Consider the following 23452-nt stretch of genomic DNA (forward strand, 5'->3'; position numbering starts at 1 on the left):
GGAGATGATAGAAGCCGCCGGCAATCTGCGCGGCATCATCAAATGGGGCGTAGGATACGAAAATGTTGATGTTTCTGCAGCCACGGAACATGGGCTGCCCATCGTCACCCTGCCGGTCTTTCTGGCCTCGGTGGCCGAAGCGGTGTTCTGCTTCCTCTTCACCATCACCAAAAAATATCAGCATCTCAATGCCTTGGCCCTTGCCGGGAAGCGCCCCACCATCGATGACCGGGGCCACACGTTGGAAGGCAAGGTGCTGGGCTGTGTTGGCCTGGGGCGTATTGGCCGCCGGGTGGCGTGCATTGCCCTGGCCTTTGAGATGAAGGTGTTGGTTTACGATCCCTATTTGGACAAAGCCGAAGTTGATGGACGCCTCCTGCCCCTTGTTTCGCTGGATGAGTTACTGTCACAAGCACACTTTGTGTCGCTGCATGCACCCTTAACCGCCGAAAATCACCATATGATTGACGACGGCGCGCTGGAAAAAATGCGCTCGGACGCCTACCTCATCAATGTTGCGCGCGGCGGGCTGGTGGACGAGGCTGCGCTTTACCGCGCCCTGATCGACGGACAGATTGCCGGCGCCGCGCTCGACACCTTCGAAGTGGAGCCGGTCTCGCCGGACAACCCGCTGTTGGGGCTGGACAACGTGTGGGCTACTCCCCACTACCTGGGCGCGACCTGGGAAAGTCTGGCGCAGGTAGCCGCTGCCGTCCAGGATGCTGCCTTGAAGCTGTTGCAGGGTGAGCATCCCGGCTACCAGGTGGTCAATCCTGAAGTTTTCGAAGAAAGGGAGCAGAATCTTGATACTTGATTGCGAGCTCTATCTACTCGACTTTCCGGTGGCAGGCCGGATATACGATATCCCTGCCCTGGAATTGCTGCTGGACGAAGCCGGTATCGACCGGGCGGTGCTCATGCCCCCGGTGACGATCAAGCCAGACAATTATTGGATGGTCGAGCAGGCGAACGGTAATTCGCGTTTCATTCCCTGCGCCTTGCTCAACCCTCATTTTGGCGATGAAGCGGTGACCGAATTAGAAACCGGCGTGCGCGAGTGGGGCATTCGGGGCCTCAAATTGATGCCGACCAAGCACGGTTACCGCCTCAATACAAAGGGTGTTCACCAACTGGTGGCCAAGTGCGCGGAATTGAACATCTCCCTATCGGTTCATTCCGAAGGAGGCTGGGCCAATCCTTTGTTCATTGGCGTGTTGGCCGAAGCCTTCCCGGATGTGTCCGTGATAATGGATCATATGGGATATCGCTACTGGGTGGCAGAGGCTATTGAAGCCGCAAAACGAACTCCCAATATTTACCTGGCCACAACCGCTGTAATGGAACCGCACTTTATCGCTATGGCGATCGAAGCGATAGGGGTGGAGCGCATTGTCTTCGGCTCAAACGGCCCCCTGGTGATCCCGAAAATGCAAGTAGAAGTCATCAAATCGCTGCAACTTTCGCCGGAGAACGAAGCCAATGTTCTGGGCGGTACGCTGGCGAAATTATATGGAATTGAGAATTAAAGAAAAGGTACCAAATCTGTAGATATTGATGAACCCTTGGCTCAAAAGACAGCACAAGATATTATGGATAATTCCGGGAGGGAAATATTGGCATTTCATGCGGATGTATCAGATTCGAGTCAAGTACGAACCGTGGTAAACACTACTTTAGAGAAGTTCGGTCGCATCGACATCCTGGTAAATAACGCCGGGATATGCCCTGTTACACCATGGGATGAGGTTACCCTGGATAGTTGGAACAGGGTGCTTTCTGTGAACCTGACCAGTGCGTTTCTTTTTACACATGCTGTTGTCCCCTCAATGAAATCAAACCATTTTGGACGTATCGTATTTATATCCTCGGAAGCAGCTTTCAGTGGAAGTGTTATCTCACATGTTGCCTATGGAGTAAGCAAAGCTGGGATGTTAAATTTTATGAGATCTGTAGCAAAAAAATTTGCACAAGATGGTATTTTAGCAAATGCTGTTGCTCCAGGTCCTGTCGATACACCTATGGGTCGTAACTTTGGTGATGATTTTTGGGTCTCCGCAGAGCAGCGCACCTTACTGAAGCGCCACGCTACTGGTCATGAGATTGCGGACGCGGTATTGTTTTTTGCCAGTGATCGGAGCACCTATGTTACAGGACAGTATCTCCGAGTAAATGGTGGTCGTGATTTATTGGTGTAGGGCGAATAAAAATGTCACTAACAAATATCGGTACTGTAAAATCAGCGGTTATGACAGCGCCTAATCAGGTTAAGGCGGTCGAGCGCGAAATTAAGTCACCTGGACGAGGTGAAGTTGAATTGCAGGTTGGTTATGTGGGTATATGTGGCTCCGATCTGCATGCCTACCTGGGGGGAGATACCATTTTTGACTTCCCAATTGTCTTTGGACACGAATTCAGCGCCCGGGTGTTGCGCTGCGGACCCGGAATTGACCACTTGCCGGAAGGTCAGTGGGTCGGTGTGGCTCCGCTCCTGGCGTGCGGCGATTGCCCATTTTGCAGCGCAGGCCACGAACATCTCTGCGAGCGCCGAGCCATTTTTGGAGCCAGGACTGACGGAGCGCTGCGGGAACGACTCATCATGCCGGCTGAGGTCGTCTATCCCCTGCCGGCGGGAGTATCTCCCCCGGAAGGGGTTTTGGGCGAACCCCTGGCTGTAGCCATACACGCTGTCAATCGCGCCGGGCGTGATCTGGCAGGGGCAAAGGTTATCATTAGCGGCGCCGGGGCCATTGGCCTGCTCATTGCCCTGGTGGTGGAGCAACGTGGCGCAGAGCAGATTTTGCTGTTGGAGATCGACGAAAAGCGCCGAAATTTTGCCCGGTCTCTGGGCTTTCAAATCACTCATCCGGAAGAGGCTCCTTGTGCAACGGCTGACTGTCTCTTCATTGCTGCCGGAGCACCCGCAGCCATAGCTGTCATACCAGATTTGTTGGCGCCGCTCGGTACAGCCGTGGTGGTCGGCATCATCTCCGAGGCTCAGCTTAACTGGTTCCACCTGCTCATTAAGGAGGGCAATGTAACCACCTCTCGTTACTTCACTCTGTCCGACTACCAGGCGGGAATCAGGCTTCTGGGCGCGCCCGGTTTCAAGGCCAAATCACTCATTCAGGAGCAAGTCGCTTTTTCAGAGTTGTTTATGGATGAGGGGCGGCAGGTCATGGGCCGCGCCCAGCAAGTCATGCGACTACTGATCAAAATATAGAAACGAAAATGTATGAAAATCATCGATAGTCACTGCCATCTTGGCATTTCCAAACTTTCCGGCCATACCATCACAGAAAGCGACCTGTTGCATGCTATGGATACGCACGGCGTGGACATATCCCTGGTGATGCCCCACGCCGTCACCGATGATCCGGTTGCCGCCCATGATGCGGTGGCGGAACTGTGTCAAAAACATCCTGGACGCTTTCGGGGCATAGTTAACTTAAGCCCTCTGTGGGACGAAGCCAACTACCGCCGCGAGGCGACGCGCTGCGTGCGCGACCTGGGCTTTGTCGCCCTGAAGCTCAATCCTATGCAGCATCTCACGTCGCCCCTGATGGCGAACGCGGACAAGGTTTTTGACGCTGCCGCCGATTTGGGCGTGCCGGTTGTTGTGCATACCGGGCCGGGAGTCCCCTGGGCGCTGCCCGCGCTCTCTATCCCCCAGGCCAGGCGCCACCCCGATTTGCCCATTATCCTGGCCCACGCCGGTTTTGCCGTTTATACCGCCGAGGCTTATGTGGCCGCAGTTGAATGCGACAATATTTTCCTGGAACCTTCCTGGTGCGCCATTTATGAGTTGAAATGGCTGATTAAAGAGCTTGGCGCCGACCGCATCCTGTTCGGTTCAGACCTACCCGAAAATCTGCCGGTGGAACTCGTCAAGTATAAATCCCTCGACCTGTCCCTCCAAGACCTGGCAGCTTGCCTGGGAGGAACGGCGGCACGACTGTTTCAGATATGAAAAGGAGTAGAACTACGGAAACTTACAGTACAACCGTTAAATCGTTTTGGCAAACTGATATCCTGGTTATCGGCGGTGGTCCTGCCGGAGTGATCGCTGCTCTGGCTGCCGCTGAACAGGGCGCAGCGGTGACCCTGGTCGAGCGATATGGGTTTCTGGGCGGAATCAGCACGCAAGTGATCGATACCTTCTGCGGTTATTACCCACCGGGTGACAACGCCAAAAGAATCATTGGCGGCATCCCGGACCGTGTGGTCGACGCACTTATGCAGCGTGGCAAAGCCCTTTACCGCATGTGTCCCTATAGTGGAAGCAAACTGATCACGTATGATCCGCCCACCCTCAAGGTAGTTTGGGAAACAATGGCTCAGCAAGCTGGGGTAAGGGTTCTTTTGCACACCTTTGTGGTCGACGCCTGGCGGGATAGAGATCGAATCATGGGCGTGGTGGCAGTGAATAAAGGTGGATTTGTACGATTGCAGGCCGGGGTTGTCATCGATGCATCGGGGGATGCTGACGTTGCCGCCGCAGTGGGGGTGCCGTTTGAGAGCGCCGAACACGGCCCCGTCCAACCACTCACAACCACGTTCAGACTGATGAAGGTCGATGTTGAACGGGCACAACAAGTGGAGGAGGCAGAACTTCAGGCGTTAATGACCGAGGCAGTTGAAGGCAATGGCTATGATCTGCCTGGCCGGAATGCCATATTTTACATTACACCTCTGGCTGGCGTGGTAGGCACGAATATGACACGAATCAGCGGCATCGACCCAACCGACCCTTTGCAGCTTTCCGAAGCAGAGCGCCAGGGACGACGACAGGCGATTGAATACATGCGTTTCCTCAAAGATTACGTGCCCGGCTTTGAAAACGCAGAATTAGTTAACTTTAGCACCCAGATCGGTATCCGGGAGAGTCGTCGCATTTTTGGGGATTACCGGCTCACCGGTGAGGACGTTTTATCGGGGCGGAGTTTTGAGGACGCAATTGCCAAAGGCGCCTGGCCAATCGAGGAACACCAGGCCAAGCATGACATACGCTGGCAGCATCTTTCTGACGGCGTGGCGTATGACATCCCATATCGTTCTTTACTGCCGCAACGTGTGGAGGGCCTGTTGGTTGCTGGGCGATGCCTCTCTGCCGATCATGACGCCCACGCTTCCGTGCGGGTAATGGCTCAATGTATGGCAATGGGCCAGGCTGCCGGTGTGGCTGCTGCGCTGGCCTCGGACAAAAGTCTTATGCCGCGTGAAGTATCGATGGCAGAACTACAGGATTGCCTGCGCGAGCTGGGCGCTGTGATTTAGAGATCAATAGTACCTTTTGAGTCAGATTCTTGCACACTGGGCAAGACAATTCGCCACGGACCTAACCAAGGATGTACCGCAGCACGATGAACACTGACAGACGCAGATCAATCCAAGAGAGATCAGCGAGAATCTGCGCCGGAGGTCTGCGTAAATCAGCGGTAAAATCAGAAAAAAACACAACCGCAAGATAACCGCCGATAAACGCTGATCAGTCCAAACAAGATCAGAAAAGATCAGCGACCTCTGCGCCGGAGGCCTGCGTAAATCTGCGGTGAAATCAGAGAAAACACAACCGCAGATGACGCAGATAACCGCCGATGGACGCAGATCAATCCAAACAAGATCAGAGAAGATCGGCGAGAATCTGCGCCGAAGGTCTGCGAAAATCTGCGTTCCTCTGCTCTGTCTTGACGAAAGAGCGGAATTGAACCACTGATAACCGCCGACGTGTCCTGAGCGTAGCCGAAGGGTAGACGCTGATCGATCCAAACAAGATCAAAAAAGATCGGCGTGAATCTGCGCCGCAGGTCTGCGTAATCAGTGTTCCTCTGGCTTGTCCAGGTCAGGATAGTAGAAAGGAAGGAATAACATGGAACCAATTGTTTGGGTCAAGGAATACAAAGAGGATGAATTATCACCCGCTCCGGGGATTGCCGGGCGTTTTAAGCGTTACGTCGATAGCCGTGAAACGGGCCAGCGCCTGATTCACGGCCTGGGACGGCTCGAGCCCGGCGAAGATATGGGCTGGCACAGCCACCCGGAAGAAGAAGCGTTTTTTGTCATATCCGGACACGGCGTGATGCGCTGGAAAGTGAACGATGAAGTCCATGAGGCCGAGGTCGGACCCTATTGCACCTTCTACAAAGTCGGCGGCGTGCCGCACCAAATGGTCAACACGGGCTCGGAGCCGCTCATCGGGGTTGTGGCCAAGGTGAGCGCCGATGAATAGACTGAGCGGTAGTTGCGTTTTAGGAAGCGATCTGGGAACCAGCGGTTGCAAAAGCATTGTTCTCGATGCCGAGGGCAACATTCGCGGCTGGGCGCTGGAAGACTATCCTACCTTGCGCCCTCATCCGGGTTGGGCAGAACAGCATCCGGGTGATTGGTTCAGTGCTTTCCGCAACACGGCCCAACAAGCCATCCGGCAGGCAGAAGTAGAGCCGGAAGAAATCGCCGCCGTCTGCATTGTGGGCATTACGCACAATGCCGTCCTGCTGGACGAGAATGATGCCGTTCTTCGCGCCGCCATCCTGTACACTGACATCCGCAGCCAAACTCAATCCGAGGCCTTGCTTCAAAAGTGGGGTGATGCAATCTTCCAACGCACCTTTAACCCGCTCAGTCCCGTCTGGACCTGGCCCCAGTTGCAGTGGATCAAAGAAAATGAGCCTGAGGTGTGGCGTCAGACCCGCCGAATCTTGTTTCCAAAAGATTACGTTCGGCACCAGATAGCGCCCTCTTTTCTGACCGATACCATAGACCCGGTGGGCACCTGCCTGTACGACCCATTGGAGAACCAATGGATTGACCTCTTTTGCGCCGACCTGGGCCTGCCGCCGGAAGTTTGGCCGGAACCTGTCGAGCCGTGGTGTGTTGTGGGAGGCGTCAGCAAGCAGGCAGCCGCCGAGACCGGGCTGGTCCCTGGCACGCCTGTTATCGCCGGGACAACGGACACCGCCGCCGAAGTGTTTGGAACGGGCGCAATCCGCCCCGGCCAGACCACCGTCAAGCTGGCGACCGTTGGCCGTATTGCGACCATCAGTGAAGATCCTGTGCCTGATCCAACCTTTTTCAACTACCCTCACGTGCTCGAAGGGCTGTGGTATCCCGGAACCAGCACTAAATTTGCGGCCTCGGCCTTTACCTGGGCGCGCAGAGCCTTTTGGGATGAAGGCGACCGATCACACGACTACAAACTGATGGACCAGGCCGCCGCCGGTGTGCCTCCTGGTGCAGGGGGAGTCATTTTTCATCCCTACCTGGCAGGCGAGTTTGCTCCCTCCTGGGACCCCTATCTGCGGGCAAGTTTTCTGGGCGTGGGGATACAGCACAATCGCGCCCACTTCACGCGTGCAGTGATGGAAGGTGTCGCCTTTGCCATCCGCGATGCGCTGGAAAGTATCCTGGCGACGGGCCTTGAAGTGGACGAAATCCGACTCATTGGCGGCGGGGCGGCCAGCGACCTGTGGGCCCAAATTATGACCGACGTTCTCCAGCGCGAGTTGCTTGTGCCAGAGAGCGCGGACGCCGCTTTTGGCTCCGCACTGATGGCCGGTGTGGCTGCCGGAATGTTTGAGGCCAAATCTGACTCTATCGGCGATCTGATTCGTATCCGCGCCCGCCGTTTCCCCGATGAGAAACGGAGCACGCTTTATGACGACCTGTTTGGCATTTACCGGCAGGCTGCCGAGTCCATAAGCGATGTGTCGCACCAGCTGCATCATTTTCAAGTAAAACAGGGAGCAGGAAGTAAATGAGCCATTTACAAGCATACAAAAATGATCTATACGAACTGCGCTTTTCACCGATGTGCAAACCGGCGGCTGAAGTAGCCAATCTGACTCAATTGGAGAGTCACACGACACGCGCCCGAATGATGATGCTATGGCGTATTGCTGAGGGCCTGATTGAATGGACGCCGCGCGAAGTGGCGTTAGTCTATGAGTCAACGCTGGATAGCATCAGCGAGGCATTCGACGTTTTCCACTACCCTGTCAGTCAATATATGTTGGCCGCCCGCGCTGATATTTGGGAAGCAGGGCTGGCCCCGGAATGCGTCAGACAGGCTGTGGAAGCCAGTCTGACGGCCGACTTTGGAGCACCTGACACATCCGAAACGCTTTTGCTCGCCGGTGAAATCGCCCAACTTGGCGATGATACGCTGCTGGAGCCGATGAAGGCATCAGCGCAAACGTGCGGCATCGAGGCGTCAGCGTGGGTAGTTGCTACCGGCGCGCTGGCTTACACCCTCGGTGCGTGGGACGTTGCCAGCGCTCAAGCGAAGCAGATCATCGCAGGCATCCAGGCAAGCGGGGCCGAAATCGTCATTGCGGATGGGCCGGAAACAGCCTGGGCCTTGACCAAAATCTACCCTGGTTTGGGCCTTAGCCTGCCCGAAGGCGTCTCTGTCAAGCTGCTATCGGTTGCGCTGGATGAGCGGTATGATAACCAGACTGGACCGATCCCGGAGAATGGCCCGGTCTTGTTCCACGATAGTCGCCCAGCCTGCCTCCTTGCCGAAGAAATGGCAAACCACCTGGCCATCATGCCGGGCTATTTGGAAGACGAGGCGGCCTTTGGGGTTGGCGCGGTCTTCGAAGCCCCTCGCCGTTTGCTCGATGCGCTGCCAGCGCAGCGTGTCTTTGGCACCTGGACTCGCTCTCTGGCCCGCACCAGCGGTGCGGATGACGGCCTGTGGATGACTTATCCCCACCTGGCTGCCGGGTTGGCTGCCCAACGTCTCGATTATGCTGATAACCTGGGCGCTGAAACCATCATCACTGACTCACCTCTGGCAGCGTCTTATCTGTCGAAACACACCAGCGGTCACAGCGTCGGGGTGAAATTATTAGCAGAATTTTTTGAAGGAAAAAAACAATGACCATCCAAGAACATTTCTGGGACCAAATCATCACTGAACTGGAAGCTATCGTAGGGCATGATTTTGTAGCAACCGATGAAGCTGACCGCATTGGATACAGCGTGGATTACTTTTGGATACCGCGACTATTGGTTGACCGCGGCAAAGCGCTGCCTCTTCCCGATGTGGTGGTCCAGCCTGGAACGGTTGGGGAAGTATCGGAAGTCGTCAAACTAGCTAACGTCTACCGAATACCCGTTGTTCCCTATGGGGGCGGGTCAGGCTCTCAGGGCGGGATTATGCCCGTCTACGGCGGCATTACCCTCGACCTGAAACGCCTCAATCGCATCATCGAAATCAATGAGATGTCGCAAACGGTTACGGCCCAGGCAGGCATCAACGGCTATGAGTTGGAACAGGCGCTAAATCAAGCCGGATACACCCTGCCCCATTATCAGGCATCGGTACACTCTGCCACGTTGGGCGGGTATTTGGCCTGCCGCGGGTCAGGGGTGCTATCAACCAAGTACGGCAAGGCCGAAGACATGGTACTTTCGGTGCAGGTGGTGTTGCCAAATGGCGACATTATCCGCACCTTGCCGGTACCGAACCACGCTGCCGGACCGGGTATTTTGCAGGTGTTTGTGGGCGCGGAAGGCTCATATGGAATCATCACCGAAGCCACAATGCAGCTTGAGCGGATTCCAGAAGAGCGCTGTTTTCAAGCCTTTCTTTTCCCAGATTTGCATAGCGGTCTTGAAGCCGGGCGCAAGATTATGCTCAACCGCCTGGAACCGATTGTCATCCGCCTGTACGACGAACCCAGCACGCGCACCCGAATCAAGAAGGTGCTTGGGTTGGATGCAGAAGGGGCGTATATGGTGATGGGCTTTGACGGCTGGCCCGAAATTGTTGAAGCGCAGGAGAAACGCGCTACCGACATCTGCCTGGCCCATAACGCCGAAATCCTGGGGCGTGAGTCAGGCGAGAACTGGTGGCAGCACCGCTACGATTTCTACTTCCCGCCCAAGGTGCTCGACTTACCCTGGCTGTTCGGCACAATGGATACGCTCTGCACCTACGATAAGATCGAAAACCTGTACTGGACCAAAAAACGTGCTATCGAAGCGCAATATGCTGATTGGAATGTCAGATACATCGCCCACTTCTCGCACTGGTACGCCTGGGGCGTCATGGTCTACGATCGCTTCATCATCGAAGAGCCGCCGGAAGATGCCGGCGAAGCCCTGCGGCTGCATAACAAAATTTGGGATTTGGCTGTTCAGAAATCTCTGGAGGGTGGTGCAATCATCAACGAACACCATGGAGTTGGGCTGAAACTGGCCCGGCATATGCGAGCCCAATACGGCCCGGCGTTTCAGGTTTTGGAGGCGATAAAATATGGCCTCGACGCGCATAATGTGCTGAATCCGGGGAAGATGGGCTTTGGCCCTGTGAATCCTTAGCACCCAGCGATCCGTCCGTCCGAAAGAGTGATGATTCGGTTGGCATACTCATCCACCAACGGATCGTGCGACGCCAACAGGATCGTCATCTGTCTTCTCTTCAACGATTGAGCTGAATAGCGAGAGTATCTCCCGCGTCGTTTCACTGTGATGTCCGGGTCATGGCTGACGATGAGGGCGGCGTGAGCATGATGAGGGTCACGCCTGCGACCAGACCGACCAGGGTAGCCAGTGTCAGTCCCTTTTGGGACCTCCCGCCGGTAGCGCCGTGTGATCGAATGATAACAGGTATTTGCTGCGGAAGCAAAGGCCTTGGTTTCACAGTGACATAGCTACTCCAGCGTGTCGCTATTGGCTTCAGTGAATCTTGACTGTTTTTTACTCAACGTCATGGGTTTGGTCGACTGCGGTGACAGAGGATGTAATTCAAGGGCAAAGATCATGGGCTGGGGTTCGATTACATAGGGAGACAGTACGCCGGCTGCATGGGTGCAACTGGCATTGCCAAGACCAGACTGCCGGAAGTCCAGGTTCAGCGTGATATCATGCCGGGGCTTGAGCTCATAGGTATGGGCTGCCCTGGCCAGATCACCCGTGCTGAAACGATGGGCACTCACATTCAGCAACGCCTGGTTGTCGTCGCCACGCGCAACTGCCAACAGACCCCAGCCATCGTCGTCGCTGAGTGCTGCCCAACGCACATCGGTCTTGTTGCCGTTGTCCTGGGGGACAATGTAAGGCACATACTGCTCGTCAACCGTGCCACTGAAAACCCCGACTCGCGCGCCGTTCTTGCGATCATCATAGGATTCGTGAGGCCCGCGCCCGTACCAGGTGAAGCGGTCATATGATTCCGGCAAGCGCATCTGCAAACCGACCTTGGGCAAGGGCGGAAGCCCTTCATCGGGCAAGATATGAACTTCGATCAACACATGTTCGTTGCCGGAAATGGCGTAAGTGTACTCACACTCAAAACCATCGGCGCGGTCGGGCGCACAGAGTCGCGCCTGGACACGGATAGTTGCGATGCCGTCGCCGGCCTCCTGCAGGCTCACCGCCTGCACATGCTGCCGGAGCCGGTCGAGGCCTGCTTCTCGCCAGAGATCGGCCATGCGAATGTGCATGCCTTCGTCGTTATCGGTGGGGGCGCGCCAGAAGTTCAGCAGAGGCCCGCTGAGCAGCAATTCCCGATCCTGGAAGCGATACGAGGTAATGACTCCCGCATTCTTGTCGAAGACGAGAGAGAAATCGGGGCTTTGCACTGCTATCTTCGCAGGCGTTTCCGCCGTTTCCAGGCTGAGCATTCTCCCGGCTGGCAGAACTTCCACCTCTTGAACATCAAACGGCATCTTGAATTGTGTCCAGGCTACCTCGTGCCCCCGTTCTGCCCACAATGTGTCCTCGAGCAGCGAACAGCTCAGGGTAAGCCAGTATTCTACCCCTGGCTCCGGCGTTGGCTGGGCAATGGGAATGGTCACGCGTTCGCGCTCCCCCGGTGCTGTGTGCAGGGGGGACAGTGTACCTGCTTGCAGAACACGATCATCGGCTGCGAGCGTCCAGTCGATATGCAGCTCGCTCAAATCGCTGAAGTTGTAGCCGTTGACAATGTAGACCTGCCCTGAAAGCAAGTCCACCGGCTCGATCCTGACCGGTTGCTGGATTTTTTTGCATTCCCACATGGTTGGGTGGACCTGCCGATCTGGAAAGATCAGGCCATTGATGCAGAACTTGCCGTCGTGACGTTTTTCTCCAAAGTCACCACCATAGGCGAACCATTCTTCGCCCTGTTCCGTGACCTGTCGCAGTCCCTGGTCCACCCAATCCCAGATGAAGCCGCCCAACAAGCGCCGCTGCGTCTCGATGGCATTCCAGTACTCCTGGAAATTTCCGGTGGCGTTGCCCATGGCGTGGGCGTATTCGCACATTATCACTGGACGGGTTTCATGCGGATCCTGAGCGTAGCTGGTGATTTCCTCCACGCTGGGATACATGGTGCTCAACATATCTACACTGGGTGCATTGCCTGCAGGATGATAGTGAATGGGGCGGGTGGGGTCCACGTCCCGGATCCAACCGGAAAGGGCGGCGTGGTTCGGCCCGTAGCCCGATTCATTGCCCAAGGACCATGTGATCACGCAGGGGTGATTTTTGTCGCGCTCCACCATACGCATGCCCCGTTCCATGAAGGCGCCAAGCCATGCCGGATCCCTGGCCAACCTATCCCACACGGCATGGGATTCGATATTGGCTTCGTCGAAGACGTACAAGCCGAATTGGTCGCACAAATCGTACCAGCGTGAATCGTTGGGATAATGGGCGGTGCGGACGGCGTTGAAGTTGAACTGTTTCATCAGCCGGATATCCTCGATCATGGAGTCCAGCGTTACCGCCTTGCCCCGGTCCGGATCGTGCTCGTGCCGGTTGACACCCTTGAGAAGTAGGGGGACGCCGTTGATCAGCATTTGGCCGTCGCTTATCTCGACTTGCCGGAATCCCACCTTGCAGCTCTCGATCTCCAGGATCTTCCCGGCCTGATCCTCCAGGGTGAGCAACAGGGTGTACAGGTATGGCCGCTCCGCTGACCACTTCTGAGGATTGATGACTGGTGCTTCCAATTCCAGGGTGATTTCAGTATCACCCGGAATGTCCAGAATGTCGACGGGACTGGAAGCATATACCACCGACCAATCCCCCGCAAAGGATGTCTGCAACCAGCGGGAGGGTTGTTCGCCAAACACCGGCTGGTTCTCTGCATCGAAGAGCGCCACCTTCAGCCGATAGCCCTCGATGCGTTTGGCGTCGGCGTTGCGAAGTACAGCTCCCACCTTCAGCGTCGCATCGCGGTAGTGCTCGTCCAACCCAGTTCGAACGCAGAAGTCCCGCAGATGCAGGTTGGGTTTGGCCAGCAGATGTACATCCCGGTAGATACCGCTGAGCCACCAATGATCCTGATCTTCCAGGTAGCTGCCATCGGACCAGCGGTAGACCTGAACCGCCAGGGCGTTTTCGCCAGGATGCAAGGTGGCGGTAATATCGAACTCGGCGGGCAGGCGGCTGCCCTGGCTATAGCCGATCTTCACGCCGTTGATCCAGAGAAAAAAGGCCGAATCGACGCCTTCGAAGACAACGAAGATGCGGCGCTCGTCCCAACTGTCCGGGAGAGAAAATGTGGTGACATAGGACCCGACCGGGTTGTCATCCTCCGGCACGCGCGGCAGGTTTTCGGCGTCGAAGGGATATTGGACATTGGTGTAGATGGGGATGCCGTAACCCTGAAGTTGCCAGTTGCCTGGCACCGAGATGGTCTCCCATGTGGCTGCATCGAAGTCGTCCCGGTAGAAGTCCTTTGGCGCAGCGGCAGGATTGGCAGCCCACTTGAATTTCCAGTTTCCGTTGAGCGACATAACGTGGGGAGAAGCCCCCGGATCACATTCCCGCGCGGTTTGCTCGTCGGCATAAGACACCATCGGGACGTGTCCTCGCTGCTTGTTGCATCCCACAATCTGCGGATTTTCCCAGTCGTTGATAGTCATGGATATTCTCTCCATAATTTGGTGGCAGCGACCGCTCTCTCTTGACATTAAGGGATCAGAAAACGAGGACCGAAAGAAGTGGCAGGTCGGGCATGCCGGCCAGCATAGCCATCCGGAAAATCGGCGGTGTCACCCTTCCCGCCAATACTGCTTAGTAGCGTCAAATACCGGCTGATAATCCCACTTGGGCAAACCCGTAATCTGCATGGCTTGCCGGATCACTTTGCGACGAGCCAAACTTGCGCGCACGCGCTGTTCAATGTTCGCCGGCTCAAACTTTTCCATCAGGAGAGCGTGCATGCTTGCTTTCAACCCAACATATTGCGGCTGCCCGGCCAGATTGTTCCACTCTTGCGGATCTTCTACCACATGGTAAAGTTGGGGGTCATAGCCGGTGACGTGGATGTACTTGTAATCGCCTTGCCTGACCATGAAACAGGTTGTGTTGACACCTTCGCAATGTAGTTCGGAGAAGGCGACACGGTCAGGCTCTTCGCTCTGCAGCAAGGACAGCGCGCTCCTTCCGTCGATGGGGGCGATCTCCTCGGCGGGGAATCCGATAAAATCGAGCAGGGTGGGCATCAGATCAACCAGCGAGACCGGCGAATGTACGCCGACGCCTTTGACGCCAAGGCTGGGATGGGACATGATCCAGGGAACCTGGGAGGAGTACTCATAGAAGGTGCGCTTTTGCACCATGCGCCGTTCGCCAAGCATATCGCCATGGTCGCTGATGAACACGACCAGGGTGTTCTCGTTGAGGCCGCAGTCCTCCAGCGTCTGTATTAACTCGCCTACCTTCTGATCGACATAGGTGATGAGCGCATAATAGGCTCGTCGCATGTTGTAAAGAGACTCTTTGTCTTCAAGATCAACCTGGTGCGTGCCATGGAAGGCGTTGAGCATCCGATCCATGGCATGCTCGCGCTCAGCCAGATCCTTGGGCCACGCCGGCAGGTCGATCTCTTTGCCCTCATACAGGTCCCAAAGTTCTTGTGTGGCGTGGAAAGGTTCGTGCGGGTGGCAATAGGAGACGCAAAGGAAGAAGGGGCGTTCGTCGCGGGGAGGCAGGGGTTTCTGCAAGGTGCCGGTGTACTGGCTGCGTTTGGAGCGAAGATATTCAAGCGCCCGGAAATGCACTTCTGCGTCGTAGTCGAGTTGCATGCTCCACTGGCGAACGCCAGCCGAAACGTAGTCGATGGCGATAGGTTGCTCGTGTAGGTCGGCATAGTCATCGAATGCCCCCGTCTCCGGTCGCTGGGGAAGCCAGGTTAAGTCGGCGGGGAAGACTTCGGTTGTCAGGCGTTTCTCAAAGCCATGAAGCTGGTCAGGGCCAACGAAATGCATCTTGCCGGAAAGCACCGTGTCGTAACCGGCAATGGAGAGATAGTGGCTGAGGGTAGGCACATCTGCCGCCAGCATGGAAGTGTTGTCGAAACAGTTGATATTGGAGGCATACTTGCCTGTGATTAACGACTGGCGGGTGGGTGAGCAGATGGGACAGGGCGAGTATGCGCTGTCGAATCTCACACCCTCGGCGGCCAATCGGTCCAGATTTGGGGTTTTGACGATGGGATGCCCATAGGTTCCCATCAGCCGAGCGACCATTTGATCGCAAACGATCATGAGAACATTTGTTGTTTCCATATTCATCCAATCCTTACCAGCAATCCTTACCAGCGATTTGATTCCCTGATGTGAATGATTTGAGCGTTCCAACGACCCGAGAGCTCCGAAGCCAGCTAGAGTACGGCAACCGCCACATTTTCCAGTTCCAGAATATGCATCCAGCGAGTTCGATCGGTTTGATATGAAGGATCAGCCATCATTTGCGTGCGAATAGGTCCGGGACTGAGAACGTTTATCTGTATCCCAGGCTCTTTCACCTCATCGGCCAATGCCTGACTAAAGGCACCAAGCCATGCCGGATCCTTGGCCAGCCTAACCCACACGGCATGGGAAATAGGCATGGCTACTCCGCTGACCACCGACCGATCATCCCTCCCGAGCCAGTCAAACTGTTCTGCTGTCAGCAAGGTATTGTGAGACAGCGTTTCCCAGTTCGGCAGGCTTAAATCCCCACGGTCCCAAATCCCCAGCATAAGCAACCCGCCCGTCGACTCCTACCAAATAAAGGCGTGCTGGTGCGGCCGCATAGGCGTTGTTCACCGCGTCATTCATGTCGTCGACAAGGGTGGGAATGCCGTAATGCAGGGCAGTCTCGCACTGTCCAGCTACCGCGCGGCGTTCTTCGATGGTTTTTGGGTCGTAGACATCCGTGGCGGCCCTGGAGCCGGATGCTTTCAGAAATAGGCCTGGCAATCCCTTTCCCAGCCACCAGCCATCGATCGGATGTGCCTCGCGAATATAGATGACCATGAACTGAACCTGATCGTGATAGACCTCGTACAGGTCATGAAGACTCACGGTCCCCTTGACGAAGGGCGGTCAGGTGAAGCTGCCAAAGACTAACACGACCGGCTTGTTACCCCGAAAATCGGATAGACGCACTGGGTTCTCGCCATCGACATCTCGCAACAAAAAGTCGGCAGCCGCGTCACCTGCCTTGGGGGCTTGTGCGTCGAGGTCTTTCATCTGCGCCAGCGCGTTGCGGCGGGTCTGGAGAAAATCAAACATTAAACATTAATGAACTCGCCCTTGAGCCTGGCGACTTTCACGTACTGGCCGTTCAGCTTACCCATGATCTTTGGCGATCACTGATCGGAAAACAGGGCAAACTTTTCTTCCAGGTTGACTTTTTCCATGGACCAGTTTTGTCCTCGAATGCTTCCGAAGATGGGGTTCACAGATGCCTCCGCTGAGTTGTCCATGAGGCAATCAACAAGGCCAAATTCGCCGTCGAAAAGTCAGGTTTCGTTCGAAAAGATTATACCTTCTGGCGCAAGGACCCGCAAGCGAAGCTGGATGAGTAGACCCGGCTCTGTCGAAAAGGACGGCGCCAATCGAAACATGGGATCAAGTGCGGAACAATATGATCTGCATCATTTGCCGAAACTGGATTTCGGTGGATAATACGAAGTGAGCATGCAAGGGTGCATGATGATTCCAGCCACTGGCACGCACACGCGCCCGGTGGTTTTTGCATGACAGCGATCGGAAACCATCGATTTTTCAAAGGAGAAAGTCACAATGACCATTTCGACGGCAGATCCGAAAGAGACCACTCTTACCACAAACACCAATGCGGAAAAAGACATGGACGCACTGGAAACCAATCCCTTTCTGATTGCACAGCACCAATTGGATGAGGCAGCCGAGATCCTGGAGGTGGATGACGCCACCCACCAGATGCTGCGTTGGCCAATGCGCGAGCTCCACTTCACTATCCCGGTGCGCATGGACGATGGAAACATTCAGGTATTCAAGGGCTTTCGCGTCCAATACAACGACGCCCGCGGTCCAGCCAAGGGCGGTTTGCGCTTTCATCCCCAGGAGACCGTGGACACAGTGAGGGCTCTGGCCGCCTGGATGACCTGGAAGACCGCCGTGGTGGATATCCCCCTGGGCGGTGGCAAAGGTGGCGTGATCTGCAATCCCAAGGAGATGTCCCAGGCGGAATTGGAGCGACTTAGCCGGGGCTACATGCGCCGAGTGGCCAGCTTCATCGGACCTGAGACAGATGTTCCAGCCCCTGATGTCTACACGACCCCCCAGATCATGGCCTGGATGCGCGATGAGTACGAAACCATCGTCCGGCGACAGGTGCCCGGCATTATCACCGGTAAGCCTATCGAGGTAGGTGGTTCCCTGGGGCGTGGAGATGCCACGGCGCGCGGCGGGATTTATACAGCTCGTGAGGCAGCCAAGGTGCTTGGTATTGAACTGGAGGGTGCCACAGCAGCCGTGCAGGGCTACGGAAATGCCGGTTCCTTCGGACATAAGCTCGGTGCAGAGTTGCTTGGCTTGAAGATTATCGCCGCGAGTGACTCTCGCGGTGGTGCCTACAACGAGGATGGCCTGGACTACGAAGAGCTATTGGCCTGGAAGCAGGAAACCGGCTCGGTTGTAAACTTCCCTGGCACCACCTTCATCAGCAACGAAGACCTTTTGGAGCTGGATGTGACCGTGCTCATGCCCTCTGCGCTGGAAAATGTGATTACCGGCAGCAATGCCAACAATATCAAGGCCAAGATCATTGTCGAATTGGCTAATGGGCCTACCACGCCTGAGGCTGATGCAATCCTGCACGAGAATGGGGTCTACGTCATCCCCGATTTTCTCTGCAACGCCGGTGGTGTTACAGTTAGCTATTTCGAGCAGGTTCAGAATGCCTATAACTTCTACTGGACCGAAGAGGATGTCCATGAGCGCCTTGATGCCAAGATGACCATGGCATTCCATGCCGTGCATGACATGGCTCAACGCAAGCAGGTCCACAACCGCCTGGCAGCCTATCTGGTCGCAGTGGACCGGGTCGCCCACGCCATGCGCCTGCGAGGTTGGGTGTAGCACTGTTCCTGAGACGAGTATTCAACTCCCGCCTGTCGCCGTGACGGGCGGGAGGTTACTAACTCCCACGAGAATCTCCATGACCATCATTACTCTGCAACTTTCCGGTATAGCTCACGGCGGCGAGGGCCTGGGTCGCCACGAGGGCAAGATCGTTTTCGTTCCCTACGCGATTCCTGGTGAGCGGGTACGCGTCGAGGTGCTTGAGGAAAAGGCCCGTTGGGCACGAGCCAGGCTTCTGGAGGTATTGGAGCCTTCGGCCGACCGCATCGAGGCGCCCTGTCCCTACTTTGGGCCAGGTAGGTGCGGTGGATGCCAATGGCAGCACATCACCTATGAACGCCAGTTGGCTCTAAAAAAGGAGATCGTAGTCGACCAGTTGAAGCGTCTCGGCCGCGTTGCTGATCCGCCCGTTGAAGATGTGGTCGCTCTGGCCGACGAGGATGGACTGCTGGCCTTTTTTTATCGCAATCATGTACAGCTCGCAGCAGATGAGGAGCAGCATTTTGGCTACATACGGGACGCTGAGGGGCGGAGCAGCTCCCGGGGTCGCAAGGGCCCGGCGGCAAAAGATGTGATTGCTGTCGACAGATGTTTGCTGCTGCATCCCCTTCTGGATGATCTGCATGGAGCACTGGAGCGGGGCTTACAGGCGCCGGCTGAACCTTTAAGCACGGGCGGCGAGGACGCAGCTGAAGCAGATGAAAAAGCTGAGCCGGTTGTTGTGCACCGTGTCGGTATGAGGACGGGTGTCAACACGGGCCAGCGTTTGATGGCCTTTGAGACGGCAGGTGATCAAGTTCCGGGGTTCGTGGTTGAGGACTTACCCGTGCATTGCGTAGTGCGCCACAAGGATGGCAGCATCTATCCCTTGATCGGCGACCCCTGGATCGAGGAAATCGTTGGAGGAGCTACGTTTCGCGTTTCCGCCGGCAGTTTCTTTCAGGTGAACACGGTCGGCGCCGAGGCGATGGTCCACCTGGCCAGCGAGATGTTGGCACCCCAGGGCCATGAAGTCCTGATTGACGGTTATTGTGGCGTAGGGTTGTTCGCGCTGACTCTGGCGCATCAGGTGAGCCAGGTCATCGCGATTGAACAGTCTGAGTCGGCCTGCGAGGATTTCGCCTGGAACGGCCACGATTTGGATAACGTGGCCCTTTTCGAAGGTTCAGTTGCGGAGGTGTTGGCTGCTCTCGATCAAACCCAGCATTGCGAAATCGCCATCATCGATCCTCCACGGAGTGGCACCGGGCGGGAGGTGATTGAGCACCTGCACAGGTTGGGGATACGCCGATTGCTCTACGTCTCCTGCGATCCGGCCACCCTGGCTCGGGATACGCTATTGCTGACAGACGCCGGCTATAAGCTGCGCCAGGTACAGCCGGTCGACATGTTTCCCCAGACCTATCATATTGAAAGTCTGGCGCTCTTTACCCGTTAGCCCCATGGATACGGCTGCCAATCTCTTTTCAGAACTCCAGCTTCGCGACCTGACGGTTCGTAACCGGCTCTGGATTTCCCCCATGTGCATGTACTCGGTGTTTGCCGAGAATGGCGTTGCCACGGAATGGCATCGGGTCCACTATGGCAGTCGGGCTGTGGGGGGAGCTGGTCTTGTCATCCTGGAGGCAACGGCGGTGGAACCACGCGGCCGGATCAGCGCGCGCGACCTGGGCCTCTGGAACGATGACCAGGCTGAAGCCCTCGCTGGTATCGCACACTTTCTGGCAGAAAACGGTGCGGTACCCGCCATCCAGCTGGCCCACGCCGGACGCAAGGCAGAGGTGCCCGGCGCTATTGGCCCCAGCCCGTTGCCCTTTTCAGCGGACGATCAGACGCCCCGGGCAATGGCCGAAGGGGAAATCGAGCAGGTCGTGAACGCCTTCCAGGAGGCTGCGTTGCGAGCTTATGAGGCTGGATTCCAGGTTGTAGAAATCCATTCTGCGCATGGCTATCTCTTGCACGAGTTCCTTTCACCGCTCAGTAACCAGCGCACCGATGCCTACGGGGGGTCGTTCGAAAATCGAATCCGCCTTCACCTGGAAGTGGTTCGGGCCGTACGCGCGGTATGGCCGACCCAACTCCCCCTCTTCGTACGCATTAGCGCCACCGATTGGGTTTTGGGTGGATGGGATATTGACCAGAGCGTTGAGCTGGCGAAGCGCCTGACCCTTGAAGGAGTCGATCTGGTGGACGTCTCCTCTGGTGGCCTCACACCCGCTCAACAGATCTCGAGCGGTCCTGGATACCAGGTGCCTTTCGCGGCCCGAATCAGAAGCGAGGCCGGCATTGCCACCAGCGCTGTAGGTTTGATCACCGACGCCAGCCAGGCTGACCGGATCGTGCGCGCCGGCAACGCCGATGCTGTTTTGATTGGCCGTCAATCTCTGCGTGATCCCTATTGGCCAATTCGGGCGGCAGCGCAGTTGGGGGTCCCGGAGAAGGTGATGCCCACTCAGTATCGCCGCGGCTGGTGATCGACCCTTTCCCGACAAAGAAACTGTTCTTCGTACATTCGCGCCCCGGGAGGGTAGGCAGGAATGACGCTGCTTATCACATGAGAGCTGATGGCATAAGGAGGTAATCATGAGACTGGGTTTTCTCATGATATTGATCATCGTGGCTACTCTGGCAATGGGCTGTGCCACGGCGCAGCCGGCGCCAGCGACGGATAGGTCCGATTTAGCGACACCCCAGGCAGTGCCCCTTGTTGGTGATGACGCACAGGACTCTGGAGAGGTGTCGCCGAAACCTGCGGTCGAAGAGGATAAACCGGCCATCGAAACGCTGCGCATCGAGGGGGCTGATGGGCTGCAACAGATCGCGACCTTTTATCCCGGCCAGGGGGATGGACCCCGACCGGCGCTGTTGTTGCTACACCAGTTGGGAAGCAATCGCGCTGTCTGGCAGTCCTTTGCAGGCGATCTCAGTGGCGCTGGGTACGCGGTCATGGCACTGGACATGCGCGGGCATGGCGAGACGGGCGGAGGCCGCGATTGGCAGCTGGCGCAAGATGATTTGATCAGTGCGCTGTCGGCCCTGAGGGACCGCGAAGATGTGGATGGCGATCACACGGCAATCGTTGGCGCCAGTATCGGGGCCAATATGGCGCTGGTCACCGGGGCTGTCGAACCGGGGGTCGATACCGTCGTCCTGCTCTCGCCCGGTCTCAATTTCCAGCGTGTTACCACCGACGATGTCATGCCTGACTTCGGTGAGCGCCCCGTGCTGATCGTTGCCAGCAAGGAGGATAGTGGTTCAGCAAGTGCCTCCGAGACCCTGCTTGATCTGGCATCGGATGACAGGTCCCGCCTGAAGATGTATGAAGGCGCGGGCCATGGCACGGCGATGTTTGGACCGCAACCTGAGCTGGGCAATCTGATCATCGGATGGCTGGATCAGACTATGGCGGGCGACACGCCTGAGTAGGGTTTCAAATGTCTATTGGATGCTGCATTTTATGGGAGTGAGTCCGCAGAACGGTAAGCTGTGGCGGCGAAAAAGTGGAACAGAATGCCAGAATGCCAGAGGGCCGGAATATCGGAACAGAATAGCCTATTGACGGCGCAAGTACTCAGGTCATTGCGACGCTACGCCACGCCAGCACGTCACGCCACGTCAGCAGACGGTGCGTGAGCTAGCAGGCGTACCGGGAGGTAGCAAGCGATGCGGCCTAGCAAGGCCACCGAGAGGTGTGAGCAAGTGATCCCGGTGTGAATCGTTGTGTGGTGACTGAGCATTTCAGACGTCTCCGAGGCAAGTGCGAACGGCACGGGCGGCATTGATCCACGGGTGATCGGGCGGCACCAGCTTGCGTTTGCCTGCAACCTCCTCCAGCGGCACCGGCGCACTGCCATCACCGCGTGCGGCAACCATGATGCCGTAAACGCTGTTTTCGATATAGCCTGCACAGGCAGTACCCAGCACGGTAGCCAGCAGGCGGTCGGCCGCCGAGGGGGTACCTCCCCGCTGAAGGTGGCCCAGGATGGTCAGCCTTGACTCAAGACCGGTTAATTCCTCCAACCGTTTGGCCAGTTGCATGGTGCTGTCGGTGTACTGTGCCTCGGTTTTCACCAGGTTAGCCTTTGCCTTGAGCTTTTCGTCCTTTTCTTCGGCCTGCTTGACCCTTTGCCTGGCTTCCTCGATGACTGCCGCGTTCTCTTGCGGCAAGGCGCCTTCTGCCACGGCCACGATGCTGAAGTGACTGCCCCTTCGACTGCGCCGGCGGACTGCCTCGGCCACGATTTCAATGTTGTAGGGTATCTCGGGGATCAGAATAACGTCGGCGCCGCCGGCGACTCCAGCCCCGAGCGCCAGCCAACCGGCGCGATGTCCCATTACCTCCACCACGATGATCCGGTGGTGGCTGTGAGCGGTGCTGTGCAGTCGATCGATCGCCTCAGTTGCGATGCCCAGCGCCGTGTCAAAGCCGAAGGTGACGTCGGTCATGGCAACATCATTGTCGATGGTTTTAGGCAAAGTTACCACGTTCAAGCCCTTGTCGAGAAGACGTTTGGCATTCTTCTGGGTACCGCCCCCTCCGAGGCAGATCAGCGCGTCGAGATGGTGGTTGTGGTAGTTGTCGACCATCACATCAGTCATATCCAACTGCTGATTGCCGATGGGCATACGGTGGGGCTTATCGCGGCTGGTTCCCAGAATCGTGCCGCCCACCGTCAAAATGCCGGAGAGTGAACTGCGATTCAGCCGCACGGTGCGATTCTCCATCAGGCCGCGGAAACCGTCGTGAAAGCCAATGACCTCCATGTCGTACTGGCTGATGGCTGCCTTTCCGATGCCGCGGATGGCCGCGTTGAGACCGGGGCTGTCGCCCCCTGCTGTCAGGATTCCGATATGTTTTGCCATGGTATTCTCCTCCTAATCTGGACAAGCCAGAGGAACGCTGAACTGCCTTGCCGGCACGGTAAAGCAGAAGCGGGCGCCCTTGCCTGCTTCGCTCTCGGCCCATATCTCTCCGCCGTGGGCCCCGACGATTCCTTTTGCGATGGCCAGGCCTAATCCGGAGCCGCCGGTGGCCCGGCTTCGGGATTTCTCACCGCGGTAAAAACGATCGAAGATGAAGGACAGGTCGTCCGGGCTGATGCCCGGCCCTGTGTCGGCCACCT

The 23452-nt window shown here is 56.7% G+C and carries 20 protein-coding genes; 14 read left to right on the forward strand and 6 right to left on the reverse strand.

Going from position 1 to position 23452, the window contains the following annotated elements; translation table 11 throughout:
* The 10 genes from U9R25_20635 to U9R25_20680 form a co-directional block, all read left to right on the forward strand.
* Window positions 1-814, forward strand: an 814-nt coding sequence (locus U9R25_20635; GenBank protein ID MEA3338304.1) for an NAD(P)-dependent oxidoreductase, incomplete at its 5' end; no start/stop codon positions are given.
* A complete protein-coding gene (locus U9R25_20640; protein ID MEA3338305.1) occupies window positions 804-1526 on the forward strand; it encodes an amidohydrolase family protein in 723 nt (240 codons plus the stop codon). The genes U9R25_20635 and U9R25_20640, both read left to right, overlap by 11 nt.
* Before the next feature lie 24 nt (window positions 1527-1550).
* The gene (locus U9R25_20645; protein MEA3338306.1) at window positions 1551-2195 is read left to right on the forward strand and encodes an SDR family NAD(P)-dependent oxidoreductase; all 645 of its coding nucleotides are present in this window, start codon (window positions 1551-1553) and stop codon (window positions 2193-2195) included.
* 11 nt (window positions 2196-2206) lie between these two features.
* The gene (locus U9R25_20650; protein MEA3338307.1) at window positions 2207-3220 is read left to right on the forward strand and encodes an alcohol dehydrogenase catalytic domain-containing protein; all 1014 of its coding nucleotides are present in this window, start codon (window positions 2207-2209) and stop codon (window positions 3218-3220) included.
* Between the two features lie 12 nt (window positions 3221-3232).
* A complete protein-coding gene (locus tag U9R25_20655) occupies window positions 3233-3967 on the forward strand; it encodes an amidohydrolase family protein (GenBank protein MEA3338308.1) in 735 nt (244 codons plus the stop codon).
* Window positions 3964-5274: an FAD-dependent oxidoreductase gene (locus tag U9R25_20660; GenBank protein ID MEA3338309.1), complete on the forward strand. Its 1311-nt coding sequence runs from the start codon at window positions 3964-3966 to the stop codon at window positions 5272-5274. Before U9R25_20655 ends, U9R25_20660 begins: the two co-directional genes overlap by 4 nt.
* A 592-nt stretch (window positions 5275-5866) precedes the next feature.
* The gene (locus tag U9R25_20665) at window positions 5867-6226 is read left to right on the forward strand and encodes a cupin domain-containing protein (GenBank protein MEA3338310.1); all 360 of its coding nucleotides are present in this window, start codon (window positions 5867-5869) and stop codon (window positions 6224-6226) included.
* Window positions 6219-7754, forward strand: a complete 1536-nt coding sequence (locus U9R25_20670) for an FGGY family carbohydrate kinase (protein ID MEA3338311.1) — start codon at window positions 6219-6221, stop codon at window positions 7752-7754. Before U9R25_20665 ends, U9R25_20670 begins: the two co-directional genes overlap by 8 nt.
* Entirely contained in the window at window positions 7751-8878 is a 1128-nt protein-coding gene (locus U9R25_20675) for a hypothetical protein (GenBank protein ID MEA3338312.1), read from the forward strand. The genes U9R25_20670 and U9R25_20675 overlap by 4 nt, the downstream gene beginning before the upstream one ends.
* Window positions 8875-10323: an FAD-binding oxidoreductase gene (locus U9R25_20680; GenBank protein MEA3338313.1), complete on the forward strand. Its 1449-nt coding sequence runs from the start codon at window positions 8875-8877 to the stop codon at window positions 10321-10323. Before U9R25_20675 ends, U9R25_20680 begins: the two co-directional genes overlap by 4 nt.
* A 332-nt stretch (window positions 10324-10655) precedes the next feature.
* On the opposite strand, the gene U9R25_20685 is transcribed toward U9R25_20680, so the two are convergent.
* The 4 genes from U9R25_20685 to U9R25_20700 form a co-directional block, all read right to left on the reverse strand.
* A complete protein-coding gene (locus U9R25_20685) occupies window positions 10656-13856 on the reverse strand; it encodes a glycoside hydrolase family 2 TIM barrel-domain containing protein (GenBank protein ID MEA3338314.1) in 3201 nt (1066 codons plus the stop codon).
* Window positions 13857-13985: 129 nt separating this feature from the next.
* Window positions 13986-15503 carry a choline-sulfatase gene (gene betC, locus U9R25_20690; protein ID MEA3338315.1) on the reverse strand — a complete coding sequence of 506 codons (1518 nt, stop codon included), beginning with the start codon at window positions 15501-15503 and terminating at the stop codon, window positions 13986-13988.
* A 95-nt stretch (window positions 15504-15598) separates the two neighbouring features.
* Window positions 15599-15826 carry a hypothetical protein gene (locus tag U9R25_20695; protein ID MEA3338316.1) on the reverse strand — a complete coding sequence of 76 codons (228 nt, stop codon included), beginning with the start codon at window positions 15824-15826 and terminating at the stop codon, window positions 15599-15601.
* A gap of 43 nt (window positions 15827-15869) precedes the next feature.
* Window positions 15870-16493 (reverse strand): deiodinase-like protein, encoded by a 624-nt coding sequence (locus tag U9R25_20700; GenBank protein ID MEA3338317.1) that lies wholly within the window; start codon window positions 16491-16493, stop codon window positions 15870-15872.
* Window positions 16494-17072: 579 nt separating this feature from the next.
* Between U9R25_20700 and U9R25_20705 the strand changes: the two genes are divergently transcribed.
* The 4 genes from U9R25_20705 to U9R25_20720 all read left to right on the forward strand — a co-directional run bounded on the left by U9R25_20705 (window position 17073) and on the right by U9R25_20720 (window position 21755).
* Window positions 17073-18326, forward strand: a complete 1254-nt coding sequence (locus U9R25_20705; protein ID MEA3338318.1) for a Glu/Leu/Phe/Val dehydrogenase — start codon at window positions 17073-17075, stop codon at window positions 18324-18326.
* Between the two features lie 79 nt (window positions 18327-18405).
* A complete protein-coding gene (gene rlmD, locus U9R25_20710) occupies window positions 18406-19767 on the forward strand; it encodes a 23S rRNA (uracil(1939)-C(5))-methyltransferase RlmD (GenBank protein ID MEA3338319.1) in 1362 nt (453 codons plus the stop codon).
* A gap of 4 nt (window positions 19768-19771) precedes the next feature.
* Window positions 19772-20803, forward strand: a complete 1032-nt coding sequence (gene namA / locus U9R25_20715) for an NADPH dehydrogenase NamA (protein MEA3338320.1) — start codon at window positions 19772-19774, stop codon at window positions 20801-20803.
* Window positions 20804-20912: 109 nt separating this feature from the next.
* On the forward strand, window positions 20913-21755 hold the full coding sequence (locus U9R25_20720; protein ID MEA3338321.1) for an alpha/beta fold hydrolase: 843 nt from the start codon (window positions 20913-20915) through the stop codon (window positions 21753-21755).
* A gap of 312 nt (window positions 21756-22067) precedes the next feature.
* Here the strand turns inward: U9R25_20720 and U9R25_20725 are convergent, their stop codons facing one another.
* Together U9R25_20725 and U9R25_20730 are read right to left on the reverse strand one after the other, a co-directional pair.
* Window positions 22068-23192 (reverse strand): ATP-dependent 6-phosphofructokinase, encoded by a 1125-nt coding sequence (locus tag U9R25_20725; GenBank protein MEA3338322.1) that lies wholly within the window; start codon window positions 23190-23192, stop codon window positions 22068-22070.
* 12 nt (window positions 23193-23204) lie between these two features.
* On the reverse strand, window positions 23205-23452 hold a 248-nt coding region (locus U9R25_20730), incomplete at its 5' end, for an ATP-binding protein (GenBank protein ID MEA3338323.1).

The sequence above is a fragment of the Chloroflexota bacterium genome (assembly GCA_034717495.1).
Lineage (GTDB): Bacteria > Chloroflexota > Anaerolineae > JAAEKA01 > JAAEKA01 > JAYELL01.

Coding starts and splice junctions, on each gene's coding strand:
- betC (MEA3338315.1), bottom strand. CDS start 15,503: ATGGAAACAACAAATGTTCTCATGATCGTTTGCGATCAAATGGTCGCT.
- U9R25_20650 (MEA3338307.1), top strand. CDS start 2,207: ATGTCACTAACAAATATCGGTACTGTAAAATCAGCGGTTATGACAGCG.
- U9R25_20665 (MEA3338310.1), top strand. CDS start 5,867: ATGGAACCAATTGTTTGGGTCAAGGAATACAAAGAGGATGAATTATCA.
- U9R25_20705 (MEA3338318.1), top strand. CDS start 17,073: ATGGACGCACTGGAAACCAATCCCTTTCTGATTGCACAGCACCAATTG.
- U9R25_20660 (MEA3338309.1), top strand. CDS start 3,964: ATGAAAAGGAGTAGAACTACGGAAACTTACAGTACAACCGTTAAATCG.
- U9R25_20670 (MEA3338311.1), top strand. CDS start 6,219: ATGAATAGACTGAGCGGTAGTTGCGTTTTAGGAAGCGATCTGGGAACC.
- U9R25_20655 (MEA3338308.1), top strand. CDS start 3,233: ATGAAAATCATCGATAGTCACTGCCATCTTGGCATTTCCAAACTTTCC.
- U9R25_20685 (MEA3338314.1), bottom strand. CDS start 13,856: ATGACTATCAACGACTGGGAAAATCCGCAGATTGTGGGATGCAACAAG.
- U9R25_20695 (MEA3338316.1), bottom strand. CDS start 15,826: ATGCCTATTTCCCATGCCGTGTGGGTTAGGCTGGCCAAGGATCCGGCA.
- rlmD (MEA3338319.1), top strand. CDS start 18,406: ATGACCATCATTACTCTGCAACTTTCCGGTATAGCTCACGGCGGCGAG.
- U9R25_20675 (MEA3338312.1), top strand. CDS start 7,751: ATGAGCCATTTACAAGCATACAAAAATGATCTATACGAACTGCGCTTT.
- U9R25_20680 (MEA3338313.1), top strand. CDS start 8,875: ATGACCATCCAAGAACATTTCTGGGACCAAATCATCACTGAACTGGAA.
- namA (MEA3338320.1), top strand. CDS start 19,772: ATGGATACGGCTGCCAATCTCTTTTCAGAACTCCAGCTTCGCGACCTG.
- U9R25_20720 (MEA3338321.1), top strand. CDS start 20,913: ATGAGACTGGGTTTTCTCATGATATTGATCATCGTGGCTACTCTGGCA.
- U9R25_20725 (MEA3338322.1), bottom strand. CDS start 23,192: ATGGCAAAACATATCGGAATCCTGACAGCAGGGGGCGACAGCCCCGGT.